A 12,186-nucleotide genomic window follows, 5' to 3' on the forward strand; every position below is an offset into this window, starting at 1 on the left:
TGCAGGGGGGACCCTGTGGGAGAGTAGGACACCGCCGGACTTCCTTTAACGAAATGGCCACCCAACGCTGGGTGGCCATTTCGCATTTACGGGCACATTCCCCGCCCGTACGGTGACAGCGTCGGTACGCACCCCCCTTCCTTTTGGTATCGAGGGGGGACGCGGACCGGCGCTTCGCCGTACCCGGACGGCTAAGGTCGACGGAGTGAGCGAATTCGCGGGGCACCTTCCCGGCAGCCGCGACTATCGGCGGCTTCTCATCGGGCTCTTCTTCGGCGGAGTGGCCACCTTCGCGCAGCTGTATTCGACGCAGGCGCTTCTGCCGGCGATCTCGGCGGACGTGGGGACGCCTCCCGCCGGTGCCGCGCTGACCGTGTCGGCATCCACGATGGGTCTGGCTGCGGCGGTGATCCCGTGGTCGATCGTCGCCGATCGCATCGGACGCGTGCCTGCCATGGCCATCGGGCTCATCGCTGCGACGGTGCTCGGGGCGCTCACTCCCGTGGCGCACGACATCGTCGTCCTCCTCGTGCTGCGCCTGCTCGAGGGGGCCGCCCTCGGCGCCGTCCCGGCCGTCGCCCTGGCTTACCTGAGCGAGGAGGTCGACGCGCGCCACGTCGCCGCAGCGGCGGGCTCCTACATCGCGGGGACCACCGTCGGCGGCCTGAGCGGGCGCGTGCTGTCGGGCTGGGTGGGAGAGGCGGCCGGCTGGCGATGGGGGGTGGCATCCGTCGTTCTTCTCTGCGTGATCGCGGCGGTGGTGTTCCTCACGCTGGTTCCGGCAGCCCGGGGCTTCGTCCCGGGCCGTCATCGCGCGGTGCGGGGGCCGTCGATCCGTCGCCGCCTGGCGGTGAATCTGCGTTCATCGATGCAGCTGGCCCTGTACGCGCAGGGCTTCCTGCTGATGGGGGCTTTCGTCGCGGTCTACAACTACCTCGGCTTCCACCTGAGCGCGCCACCGTTCTTGCTCGCCCCGGCGGTCATCACCCTGCTGTTCCTCGCTTACCTGGCGGGGACGGTCTCGTCTCCTCAGGCGGGAGCGCTGGCGGTGAGACACGGTCGCCTTCCCGTTCTCGTCGCGGGGACCGCGGTGATGGCAGCCGGGGCCGCACTGATGCTCGTGCCCGCGGTCGTCGCCGTGCTGGCGGGCCTGATCGCCTTCACCGCCGGATTCTTCGCGGCGCACGCGGTGGCATCCGGATGGACGCCGGTCGCGGCCATACCGGAGGCGCGGGCGCAGGCCTCGTCGTTGTACTACCTCGGCTACTACGCCGGCTCGAGCCTGTTCGGGTGGGCGCTGGGCATCGTGTTCGGCGCCGCGGGGTGGGGTTGGTTCCTGGGGGCGGTGCTGACGATGTGCGCGACGGCCCTCATCCTGGCTCTGCTGGTGCTGCGCGGCGGGGGCCGGCCGGTCGCATCCGCCTGAGCATTCGTGCCGATTCATCGACACGCGGCATCCGGAGGTCAATGCCCACGTCCGACACGGAGGGAACCGACTAGCGTCGAAGGTGACGTGAGGGAGGTCGGGAGTGGACGACGCCGAAGAGCGCACCATGACGGATGACGAGCTGGTCGACGCGCAGCAGCACGCCGCCGCGGATGACATCGACGAGGCGGGCGAGACCGTCACCGAGATCAGTTACGACGAGCAGCGGTATCCCGCACGCCCGCGACGACTGCGTCCGCGGGATCAGTTCCGGGGCGGGACGCTGCGACGCTTCCTCACCGACCCGCGCAACGCCAACGGCGGCAATCCGTCGTACGTGGAGTGGCTGGTTCGTCAGTCGATGCTCAAGGACGCCGACGTGCTCAGTCGGCAGTTGTCGGGCCAGCCGTCGATGTGGCGGAACCCCTACGCGCGTCCGGACGCCCGACGGGCGATCGAGTCGACCGACGTCTGGTTCACCGCGTACCCCATCTCGCTGATCACTCGGCCGGGGGAGTCGTTCCTCGACGCGCTCGGTGACGAGGCGCTGTGGGAGGCGTTCGAGTGGGTCGGGATCAACGGCATCCACACGGGTCCCGTGAAGCGGGCGGGCGGCATCACGGGATGGCAGGAGACGCCCAGCGTCGACGGGCACTTCGACCGCATCAGCACGCAGATCGATCCCGAGTTCGGTGACGAGAACGCGTTCCGCCGCGTCGCGGACGTCGCCGAGTCGCACGGCGGCAGCGTGATCGACGACATCGTGCCCGGGCACACGGGCAAGGGGGCGGACTTCCGCCTCGCCGAGATGGCGTACAAGGACTACCCCGGGATCTACCACATGGTCGAGATCCCGCGCGAGGACTGGGCCCTGCTGCCGGAGGTCCCGGCCGGGCGCGACTCCGTCAACCTCGACGCGGAGACCGAGCGCGAGCTGAGCGCCCGGGGCTACATCATCGGCGAGCTGCAGCGCGTGATCTTCTACACGCCCGGCGTGAAGGAGACCAACTGGAGCGCTACGGCGCCCGTGGTGGGAACCGACGGGCTCGAGCGCCGCTGGGTGTATCTGCACTACTTCAAGGAGGGCCAGCCCTCGATCAACTGGCTCGACCCCACGTTCGCGGGGATGCGCCTGGTGATCGGCGACGCCCTGCACTCGCTCGGTGACCTGGGAACGAGCGCGCTGCGACTGGATGCCAACGGCTTCCTCGGCGTCGAGAAGAGCGCGGAGGGTCTGCCGGCGTGGTCGGAGGGCCACCCCCTGTCGCACGCGGCGAACCACATCATCGCCGGGATGGTGCGCAAGGTCGGCGGGTTCACGTTCCAAGAGCTCAACCTCACGATGGAGGACATCCGCGATACGGGCGCCGTCGGAGCCGATCTGTCGTACGACTTCGTCACCCGGCCCGGGTACCACCACGCGCTCGCGACGGCGAACACGGAATTCCTCCGCCTCGCTCTGAACACCGCCCTCGAGACCGGTGTCGAACCGGTGCAGCTCGTGCACGGGATGCAGAACCACGACGAGCTCACCTACGAGCTCGTGCACTGGGCGACGACGCACCGCGACACCGTCTACCCGTTCCGCCACGAGGAGCACACCGGTGGCGAGATCGCCGAGATGGTGCGGGCCGACCTGACGCAGAAGCTCACGGTCGACGCGGACTACAACCTCGTCTTCACGCAGAACGGCATCGCCTGCACCACGGCATCGCTGATCGCCGCGACGCAGGGGAAAGCGACGCTCGACGACATCACGGATGCGGACATCCCCGCGATCCGCGACGCGCACCTGCTGCTGGCCAAGTACAACTCGTGGCAGCCGGGGGTGTTCGCGCTCTCGGGATGGGACCTCACGGGTTCGCTCACGCTGCCCGCTGACGACGTGCGCCATCTCATCGCGTCGGGCGACACCCGGTGGATCGAGCGAGGCGGCCACGACCTGCTCGACGTCGCTCCGGAGGCCGTCTCCTCGGTCTCGGGGATGCCGCGGGCCCGCTCGCTGTACGGATCGCTGGGCGATCAGCAGGCGAACCCGGAGTCGTTCCTCTCCGGGCTGCGCGACGTGCTCCGCATCCGCGGGGACCACGGCATCGCCATCGCCACGCAGGTCGACATCCCGCAGGTGGGGCACCCCAGCATGCTCGTGATGGTGCATCGCCTGGACGGCGGGGATCGCCGCGCCGAGGACGCCCCGCTGCAGATCACGGTGCTCAACTTCTCGGGCGAGACCATCGAGGGCACCGTGCGTTCGGAGTTCCTCGTGCCGCAGAGCACGGCCGTCGACGCCGCCACCGGAGACGTCGTCGGTCGCGTGGACGAGCTGCAGAGCTTCTCGCTCGAACTCGGCCCGTACGCGGGGCTCTTCCTGGTGCTGGAGGCGCCCGAGACCGACGACTGAGTCGCGGCGGGGAGCGGTGGCCCGACGGGCCGCTCTCCCCGCCCCGTTCGGCGGGCGCGACGATGTCGGGGGCTCGGCGTAGCGTGTTCGCGTGCCCACCTCCGCCTGCCTCGTGTCCGGCTGTCGACGAGACGTCGATGCCGACGCGCCCGTGCGCGTCTGCACCTGGCACCTCGCCGTCGGGGCGGACTGGGCAGCGGCGACCGACGGCGTCACCGACCTGTTGCCCACGCCGTGCCGGCTCTGCGGGTCGCGGCTGGGCGTGCGCTGGCCGAGCGGGTGGTTGTGCGCCGTGTGCGAATGGCGTCACGGTGAACCCGTCGACGGGGAGCTCCCCCGCCCCGGGTCGATATCGTCTACTACCTGAGATTCGAGGACCGCATCAAGATCGGAACGAGCGCGCAGCCGCGACAGCGTCTCGCCGCCGTGTGGCACGACGAGCTGCTCGCATTCGAGCCGGGGGACCGCCTCGTCGAGAGACGTCGTCACACCCAGTTCGCCGACGCGAGGTTCGGCCGCACGGAGTGGTTCCGGCGCAGCGCGGCGCTGGACGCGCACGTCTCCGGGTTGTCCGCCGGGGTCGACGACCCGTGGGCGCTGTACGCGCGGTGGACGAGCGAGGCGATCGCGCGTCGCGGCTGACACCGTCGCGGCGGACACCGTGGCGGCTGACATCGGTGCGGATGACGGCGTCGGGGGAGTACGACGCGGTGAGCGCGGTGACAACCCCTCCCTCCTCCTCCGATCCGCGTCGTAGCGTGAAGCGACGACGAGGAAGGCCGAGACATGGGACTTTTCGACCGGTTGTTCGGATCAGGGGACGACGCGTCAGACCGCACCCCGCCCCCCGCACCCCGTGGCGGGGCGAGCGGGATGCGCGATGCGGGGGGACGATACGCGCCGCCCCCCGCCCAGGCCGACTCGACGGCATCCGGTTCCCCGGACGACCAGCGGGCGATCGAGCGCTACCGCTATCTGCTGCGTACGGCGCCGCCCGAGACGGTGGAGCAGGTGCACGCCGAGGCCTTCGAACGCCTCACGCCGGCGCAGCGCCGCCAGGTGCTCGACGAGATGTCGTCGGGGTTGGCGGCGTCGGAGCGGCCGGCGAGCGATGCCCCTCGGGCCCTCGCCCGCGCGGCCACGCGTGCGGAGTACTCGCAGCCGGGCTTCATGGAGCGGACGTTCGGCGGTCGCTCCTTCAGCGGCGGCGGGGCGGGGCCCGGGTTCGGCTCGATGCTCGGCGCGTCGATGCTCGGCACGATCGGCGGGTACGTGGTGGGCTCCGCCCTCGTGGGCGCGATGTTCGACCCCGGATACGACGCCGGCTACGCGGACGGCGTCGCCGCGGACGCGGGAACCGATGGTTCCGGAGGCGATGCGGCGGCGGATATGGGCGGCGGCGATGCCGGCGGCTTCGGTGGGGGAGATCTCGGCGGAGGCGATTTCGGGGGAGGTGACTTCGGCGGCGGAGACTTCGGGTTCTGATCCGTGAGACCCGCGCCGGCGGCGAACGTCGGCGTGCCGCGGTCCGAGCGCGCGTCCGAGGCTCGGTGAGACGATATCGTCGAGGCCATGGCGCCCCGCATCTCCCGTGTGCGCCTCGGTCTGCGGCGCAGCATCGTGGCGAACCAGATGCTCCTTTCGGCGGCCGCGCTCATCGGCATCCTGGTGTCGATCGCGGTCGGGCACGTGGTCGACCCCACCCTGTTCCTCGCGGGTGCGTCCCTGCTCTTCGCCGGGGCGATCGCCGCGGTCCTGCTGCCCTGGGACCGCGTGTCCCAGCTGTGGGCCGCCCTGCTGCCGATCGTCGACGTCGTGGCCGTCGCCCTGATGCGCGAGAGCGCGCCGCTGGCGGGTCTCGGACTGCTCTGGGCCTTCCCGGCGCTCTGGATCGGCACGGTGTTCGGGGTGTGGGGCATCGTCGCGATCTCGGTCTCGGTGACAATCGTGATGGTCCACCAAGCCGTCGTCATCGACCTGCAGCGCTTCACCGCCTCCACGCTGCTGCTGCCGTTCGTCGTCGCCGCGCTGTCGACCATCGCCCACTTCACCGCGCGTCGCTCGCAGGCGCAGCGCGAGCTCCTCGAGAAGCAGTCCGCGGAGCTGCGCCGCGCCGTGGAGCGCGCGCGTCGGCAGGAGGATCTCGTCACGGAGGTTCTGGATGCCGTCGATTTCGGCGTCACCCGCGTCACGGCGGCCGGAGAGTTCGCCGTCACGAACGCCGCTCACGCGCGACTGCTGAACACCACCGACGTGCTGGGGCGGGAGGTCGAGGTCTTCGCCGCGGACGGCTCGACGCTGATCGCCGCGGATGCCACGCCTCTCGCCCGTGCGCGAGCCGGCGAGGTGTTCGAGGGCGAGATGGTCTGGTACGGCGGGCCGGGGGAGGACCGACGCGCGCTGAGCGTGACCGCGCGCCGACTGCCGGCGGCCGAGACCGGCGAGATCAGCGCGGTCATCGTCTCGCGCGACGTCACGGTCGAGGAGCAGGCGCGTCGCGCGCGGGAGGACCTCGTGGCGAGCGTGTCGCACGAGCTGCGTACGCCGCTCACCTCGATCATCGGCTACCTCGAACTCGCGCTCGACGACCCCTCCATCGCCCCCGGCACCCGCGACCGGCTGACCGTGGCCGAACGCAACGCGTCGCGTCTGCTGGAGTTGGTCGCCGACATCCTGGCTCTGTCGGCCACCTCGCGCGAAGGAGTGGGGGTGGAGCTCGAACTCCGATCCGCCGATGTCGCGGCGGTGGTGCGGGCGGCGATCGAGTCGATCGCCCCACGCGCCGTGGACCACGGCGTGCACATCGACGCCTCGGGCGTCGTCGAGGCGCGAGCGGTGATCGACGCGCGCCGCGTGCGTCAGATCGTCGACAACCTCCTGTCGAACGCGATCAAGTACATCCCCCGCGACGCGGCGGTGAGCGTGGCCGTGCAGCAGGACCTGCACTCGGTCTCGATCGTCGTGGCCGACGATGGCCCCGGGATCTCCCTCACCGAGCAGGGGCGCCTGTTCGAGCGCTTCTTCCGCGGCGACGCCGTGCGCAATTCCTCGGCGCACGGCAGCGGCCTCGGTCTGGCGATCAGTCGCGACCTCGCCCGGGCCCACGGTGGCGAGATCACCGTGCGGACCGCCCCCGGCGAGGGCGCCGCCTTCACCGTGCGGCTGCCTCGAAACCCCCGGGAGGGCGAGTGATCTTCGACGTTCTGACGCTGCAGGCCTCGGCAGCCCTCGTGATCGTCGTCTCCGCGGTCATGTACCTGCTCGACACGATCATGCTCAAGGACGGCCTCCCGGGGCGGCTGTGGGCGAGCGCCTACCTGTCCGGCACTTTCTCCGCCGTCTGCTACCTCGCGTGGCTGCTGCTGCCCGACGTGTTCGTGGCGGTCGCCGTGGGCAACGGGGCGTTCGTCGGTGCGACGGCGTTCATCTGGCTGGGGTGCGTGGCCTTCAACGGCCGCCCCCTTCGCGTGCCCTCGATCGTCGTCGGCGCGGTCATCCTCCTCGTGGTGGTGTCCGCCCTGGCAGCCGGTCCGGCCGGTGGCGATTGGGCAGGTGCCATCCCGTTCTTCCTGGGCAACGCGCTGTTCGCCGTTCTCGGAGCCGTCGAGACGCGCCGCGGCGCCATCGGGAGGCGGTGGAGCGCCGTGGGGCTCACCATCATCCTCGCGATCGAGGCGGTGTGGTTCGTCAGCCGCACGGCGGTGTTCATCGTCAGCGGCCCCGAGAGCGACCTCTTCCGGACGGTGTACGACACCCGCGTCTCCGCTCTGCTGACCATCACCCTCGTGATCGCCGCGGTGACGGTGACCTCCGTCCTCCGGGCGAACGAGTCGACCCTGCGCGGCTCGCCCGACGTCCGCCGACTCTCGGTGGATGCCAACGGCGTGCTGTTCCGCGAGTCGTTCGAGGCGACGCTCGCCATCGTCTGCGCGCGGGCGGAACTCGCCGGTGAGGGCGTGTGCGTGATCGGCATCCGGATCGACGACCTGAAGCGCGTCTCGGTCGCCTTCGGCCCGGAGGATGCCGAGCAGCTCGCCCGCGAGCTGCGCGGAGCGGTGCGTCGGTACTCGCCCACGATGGCGCTGGTGGGGGAGGCCGATGCAACAGGCCTCGCGGTCGCCTTCACGACCGGTCCGACCACCGACATCGGGCGCGTCGCACGCGCACTGCACGACAGCGTCGTGAGCGATCTCTCGCGCCTCGGTACCGCGGTGGTGCCCGTGGTGGGGGTCGGCGTCGCTGTCACGGCGGACCACGGTCACGATTCCCGCGCGCTCACGCTGCGGGCCGATGAAGCGGCCGCGCGGGCCGCCGTCACGGGCGAGCAGTCCTTCCGGATCGGCTGAGAGCGGCCGTCAGGCCCCGGCGGCCGCGGCCAGGTCTTCCACCCGCTGGCGCAGCTCGCGGGGTCGGAACGGTTTCGTCAGGTAGTCGTCCGCTCCGGCCTCGCGCCCCGTGCGCTGCTCCGCCTCGTCGGCGCGGGCGCTCACCATGAGGATGCGCGTGTCGCTGAAGGCCCTGATGCGCCGTGCGGTCTCGAAACCGTCGATTCCCGGCATGCTCACGTCGAGCGTCGTGACCACCGGCGCGTGGAGTCGGACCAGTTCGATGCCGTCGAGTCCGGTGCTCGCTGCGTGCACCGTGAAGCCCGCGCTCTCGAGCACGGTGGACACGAGCGTGCGGATGTCGAGGTCGTCCTCGATCACCACCGTGGTGCGGGCATCGGGCATGGCGGAGCTTTCGTCGGGTGGGTCCGGGAGCGATCCCACCTGGGGGAATCGTAGACGACGCAGCGCCGTGACGCTCGGGGGTGCCCGGGACGTCGTGTTGTGGCATCCTCGTCGGGTGCCTCTTCTCGCGCTGACGGGTGGGATCGCCTCCGGGAAGTCCACCATCGCCGCCCTCCTGGCCGGACGCGGCGCCGTGGTCGTCGACGCCGACGCCATCGTGCGCGAGGTGCAGGCGCCCGGATCGCCGGTTCTGTCGGCGATCGCCCGCGAGTTCGGAGACGACGTGCTCACGGCCGAGGGAGCACTCGATCGGCCCGCTCTCGGAGCGCGGGTGTTCGGTCACCCCGACCGATTGGCCGCTCTCAACGCCCTCGTGCACCCCGCGGTCAGGGCGGAGTCGCAGCGGCGCTTCGACGAAGCCTTCGCCCGCGACCCCGCGGCCGTCGTGGTCTACGACGTCCCGTTGCTCGCCGAGGCGCGCGCCGGGGACGCGTGGGATCTCGTGATCGTCGCTCATGCGCCGGCCGAGACGCGCGTGCGGCGGCTCATCGAGGGCCGAGGACTCTCCGAGGCGGACGCCCGTGCGCGCGTGGGCTCGCAGGCGTCCGACGAGGACCGCCTGGCGCTGGCCGACGTGGTGATCGACACCTCGACGACGATGGATGACACGCGGAGCCAGGTCGACGACCTCTGGGCGCGGATCTTCCCGGCGGACTGACCGCGGTCACGGGGCACGTCGTCGCCGCGGTCGCATCCCGCCGTCGACGGGCCGACGAGCGGCCGAGAGCATTCGCGCTCGCCCACGGCGAACGCAACCCGACCCCGATGTCGGAGGCCCCGCCTACGCTGGAATCATGCAGCCCACTCGCTCCGTGCGTCCCTTCGAGGTCATCAGCGAATACTCCCCGTCCGGCGATCAGCCGCAGGCCATCGCCGATCTCGCGGGCCGCATCAACGCGGGCGAGACAGACGTGGTGCTGCTCGGCGCCACCGGAACCGGCAAGTCGGCGACCACCGCCTGGCTCGTCGAGCAGGTGCAGCGTCCGACCCTGGTGCTCGCGCACAACAAGACCCTCGCGGCGCAGCTCGCGAACGAGTTCCGTGCGCTCATGCCGAACAACGCCGTCGAATACTTCGTGTCGTACTACGACTACTACCAGCCCGAGGCCTACGTGCCGCAGACCGATACGTTCATCGAGAAAGACAGCTCGATCAACGCCGAGGTCGAACGGCTGCGTCACTCGACGACGAACTCGTTGCTGTCTCGCCGCGACGTCGTGGTGGTCTCGACGGTCTCGTGCATCTACGGCCTCGGTGCGCCCGAGGAATACCTGCGCGCCATGGTCGCCCTGCAGGTGGGGGAGCGGTACGACCGAGACGCGCTCATCCGCAAATTCATCTCGATGCAGTACAACCGCAACGACGTCGACTTCTCGCGCGGCAACTTCCGCGTGCGGGGCGACACGATCGAGATCATCCCGGTCTACGAGGAGTACGCCATCCGCATCGAGATGTTCGGTGACGAGATCGAGGCGCTCTACACGCTCCATCCGCTCACGGGCGACGTCATCGAGAAGATGGACTCCGTGCCGATCTTCCCGGCGTCGCACTACGTCGCGGGGACCGAGACGGTGCAGCGCGCCATCGGCACCATCGAGCACGAGCTCGACGAGCGGCTCAAGGAGCTCGAGTCGCAGAACAAGCTTCTCGAGGCGCAGCGTCTCCGCATGCGCACGACCTTCGACCTCGAAATGCTGCAGCAGCTCGGCTTCTGCTCGGGTATCGAGAACTACTCGCGTCACATGGACGGCCGCATGGCCGGTGATCCGCCCCACACGCTGCTCGACTTCTTCCCCGACGACTTCCTGCTGGTGATCGACGAGTCGCACGTGACCGTGCCGCAGATCGGCGCGATGTACGAGGGAGACGCATCGCGCAAGCGCACCCTGGTGGAGCACGGCTTCCGTCTGCCGAGCGCGATGGACAACCGTCCGTTGCGCTGGGACGAGTTCAAGGAGCGCGTGGGGCAGACCGTCTATCTCTCGGCCACCCCGGGGCGCTACGAGATGGGGATCGCAGACGGAGTCGTCGAGCAGATCATCCGCCCGACCGGACTCGTCGACCCCGAGATCATCGTCAAACCGTCGAAGGGGCAGATCGACGACCTGCTCGAGGAGATCCGGGTGCGCGTCGAGCGTGACGAGCGCGTGCTGGTCACCACCCTCACCAAGAAGATGGCGGAGGAGCTCACCGACTTCCTGGGAGAGCACGGAGTGCGCGTGCGCTATCTGCACTCGGACGTCGACACCCTGCGCCGCGTCGAACTGCTCACGGAGCTGCGCGCCGGCGTCTACGACGTGCTCGTCGGCATCAACCTGTTGCGCGAGGGTCTCGACCTGCCCGAGGTCTCGCTGGTGGCGATCCTCGACGCCGACAAGGAGGGCTTCCTGCGCAGCGGCACCTCACTCATCCAGACGATCGGCCGTGCCGCGAGAAACGTCTCGGGCGAGGTGCACATGTACGCCGACAAGGTGACCGACTCGATGCGCAACGCCATCGACGAGACGGAGCGACGTCGCGAGAAGCAGATCGCCTACAACACCGAGCACGGCATCGACCCGCAGCCGCTGCGGAAGAAGATCGCCGACATCACCGAGGTTCTCAACCGCGAAGCGACGGACACCAAGAAGCTGCTCGCCCGAAACGACAAGGCGGGCAAGGGCAAGTCGCCCACGCCCTCGCTGCGTCGCACGGGGATCGCGGCCGAGGGCGCGGACCAGCTCGAATCGACCATCGCCGACCTCACCCAGCAGATGCTCGCCGCCGCGGCGGAACTCAAGTTCGAGTTGGCCGGGCGTCTGCGCGACGAGGTGCAGGACATGAAGAAGGAGCTTCGCGCGATGGAGCGGGCCGGGCACGCCTGAGCCGGGGGAGCGACCGATGGACCAGCGCGTCACCCTGATCACCCTCGGAGTGCAGGATCTCGCCCGTGCGATCACCTTCTACGGGGCGCTCGGTTGGCAGGCCCATCCGACGTCCGTCGATGGCGAGGTGGCTTTCTACGACACCGGCGGGCTCGTCGTCGCGCTGTGGGCTCGAGATGCCCTCGCCGCGGACTCCGGGGTCACCGACGGCGGCGGGTGGGGTGGCGTCACCCTCGCGCACAATGTCGGCACCCCGGCCGAGGTCGACGGCATCCTGGAGGCGGCTCGATCGGCCGGGGCCCGGCTCGCGCGCGGCGGAGCCCCCACCGTCTGGGGCGGCTACTCCGGGGTCTTCGTCGATCCGGACGGCCACCCCTGGGAAGTGGCGGTCAATCCCGGATGGCCGTTGGACGAACTGGGCCGTCCACAGCTGGGGTGACGAAGGCGAGCGAGGAACCCGCCGTGGTCAGGGGCAGTGCAGCAACGGCTTCGGTCCCGTCCGGTCCACCGAATGCTCGGCCATCGCGTGGCCGCACAGGGGGCAGGGGCGTCCGGTTCGCACGGGCTCGGGTGTGGTCTCGTAGGGGCCGACCGACGCCGGCCCCGCGACGCGGATGAGGCGGGTGTTGAGGTACTGGTACCAGCCGCCGGCCTCGCGTACGCGTGCGCGCAGGGACGGGCGGTCGGCATCCTTTCGTGTCATGA

11 protein-coding genes are annotated in these 12,186 nt (G+C 70.3%); 9 read left to right on the forward strand and 2 right to left on the reverse strand.

Annotated elements, in window-relative coordinates; translation table 11 throughout:
* Positions 1-205 precede the first annotated feature (205 nt).
* The 6 genes from AB0N82_RS10235 to AB0N82_RS10260 all read left to right on the forward strand — a co-directional run bounded on the left by AB0N82_RS10235 (position 206) and on the right by AB0N82_RS10260 (position 8,173).
* Complete coding sequence (locus tag AB0N82_RS10235) at positions 206-1,426, forward strand: MFS transporter (protein ID WP_363391235.1); 1,221 nt, start codon at positions 206-208, stop codon at positions 1,424-1,426.
* A gap of 103 nt (positions 1,427-1,529) precedes the next feature.
* Positions 1,530-3,827 carry a maltose alpha-D-glucosyltransferase gene (gene treS / locus AB0N82_RS10240; RefSeq protein ID WP_315995886.1) on the forward strand — a complete coding sequence of 766 codons (2,298 nt, stop codon included), beginning with the start codon at positions 1,530-1,532 and terminating at the stop codon, positions 3,825-3,827.
* A 426-nt stretch (positions 3,828-4,253) separates the two neighbouring features.
* Complete coding sequence (locus tag AB0N82_RS10245) at positions 4,254-4,469, forward strand: hypothetical protein (RefSeq protein WP_363391239.1); 216 nt, start codon at positions 4,254-4,256, stop codon at positions 4,467-4,469.
* 231 nt (positions 4,470-4,700) lie between these two features.
* Positions 4,701-5,312 (forward strand): hypothetical protein, encoded by a 612-nt coding sequence (locus tag AB0N82_RS10250; protein ID WP_363391242.1) that lies wholly within the window; start codon positions 4,701-4,703, stop codon positions 5,310-5,312.
* Positions 5,313-5,399: 87 nt separating this feature from the next.
* Positions 5,400-7,019 (forward strand): HAMP domain-containing sensor histidine kinase, encoded by a 1,620-nt coding sequence (locus AB0N82_RS10255; protein ID WP_363391245.1) that lies wholly within the window; start codon positions 5,400-5,402, stop codon positions 7,017-7,019.
* Positions 7,016-8,173: a hypothetical protein gene (locus AB0N82_RS10260; RefSeq protein WP_363391248.1), complete on the forward strand. Its 1,158-nt coding sequence runs from the start codon at positions 7,016-7,018 to the stop codon at positions 8,171-8,173. The genes AB0N82_RS10255 and AB0N82_RS10260 overlap by 4 nt, the downstream gene beginning before the upstream one ends.
* A gap of 9 nt (positions 8,174-8,182) precedes the next feature.
* On the opposite strand, the gene AB0N82_RS10265 is transcribed toward AB0N82_RS10260, so the two are convergent.
* Positions 8,183-8,557 carry a response regulator gene (locus AB0N82_RS10265; protein ID WP_315995881.1) on the reverse strand — a complete coding sequence of 125 codons (375 nt, stop codon included), beginning with the start codon at positions 8,555-8,557 and terminating at the stop codon, positions 8,183-8,185.
* A 115-nt stretch (positions 8,558-8,672) separates the two neighbouring features.
* Here AB0N82_RS10265 and coaE point away from each other — a divergent pair, with 115 nt between their 5' ends.
* The 3 genes from coaE to AB0N82_RS10280 all read left to right on the forward strand — a co-directional run bounded on the left by coaE (position 8,673) and on the right by AB0N82_RS10280 (position 11,920).
* Entirely contained in the window at positions 8,673-9,275 is a 603-nt protein-coding gene (coaE, locus tag AB0N82_RS10270; protein ID WP_363391252.1) for a dephospho-CoA kinase, read from the forward strand.
* Positions 9,276-9,411: 136 nt separating this feature from the next.
* Entirely contained in the window at positions 9,412-11,481 is a 2,070-nt protein-coding gene (gene uvrB, locus AB0N82_RS10275; RefSeq protein WP_315995879.1) for an excinuclease ABC subunit UvrB, read from the forward strand.
* A 16-nt stretch (positions 11,482-11,497) separates the two neighbouring features.
* On the forward strand, positions 11,498-11,920 hold the full coding sequence (locus AB0N82_RS10280) for a VOC family protein (protein WP_363391255.1): 423 nt from the start codon (positions 11,498-11,500) through the stop codon (positions 11,918-11,920).
* 27 nt (positions 11,921-11,947) lie between these two features.
* Here the strand turns inward: AB0N82_RS10280 and AB0N82_RS10285 are convergent, their stop codons facing one another.
* Positions 11,948-12,184, reverse strand: a complete 237-nt coding sequence (locus AB0N82_RS10285) for a hypothetical protein (protein WP_315995877.1) — start codon at positions 12,182-12,184, stop codon at positions 11,948-11,950.
* Between the last annotated feature and the right edge of the window lie 2 nt (positions 12,185-12,186).

This window comes from Microbacterium sp. NPDC089186 (genome assembly GCF_040685115.1).
Classification (GTDB): Bacteria; Actinomycetota; Actinomycetes; order Actinomycetales; family Microbacteriaceae; genus Microbacterium; species Microbacterium galbum.

What these genes read in the sequence shown, in the direction of transcription:
- AB0N82_RS10285 (WP_315995877.1), bottom strand. Translation starts at nt 12,184, where the DNA reads ATGACACGAAAGGATGCCGACCGCCCGTCCCTGCGCGCACGCGTACGC.
- AB0N82_RS10265 (WP_315995881.1), bottom strand. Translation starts at nt 8,557, where the DNA reads ATGCCCGATGCCCGCACCACGGTGGTGATCGAGGACGACCTCGACATC.
- AB0N82_RS10250 (WP_363391242.1), top strand. Translation starts at nt 4,701, where the DNA reads ATGCGCGATGCGGGGGGACGATACGCGCCGCCCCCCGCCCAGGCCGAC.
- AB0N82_RS10280 (WP_363391255.1), top strand. Translation starts at nt 11,498, where the DNA reads ATGGACCAGCGCGTCACCCTGATCACCCTCGGAGTGCAGGATCTCGCC.
- uvrB (WP_315995879.1), top strand. Translation starts at nt 9,412, where the DNA reads ATGCAGCCCACTCGCTCCGTGCGTCCCTTCGAGGTCATCAGCGAATAC.
- AB0N82_RS10255 (WP_363391245.1), top strand. Translation starts at nt 5,400, where the DNA reads ATGGCGCCCCGCATCTCCCGTGTGCGCCTCGGTCTGCGGCGCAGCATC.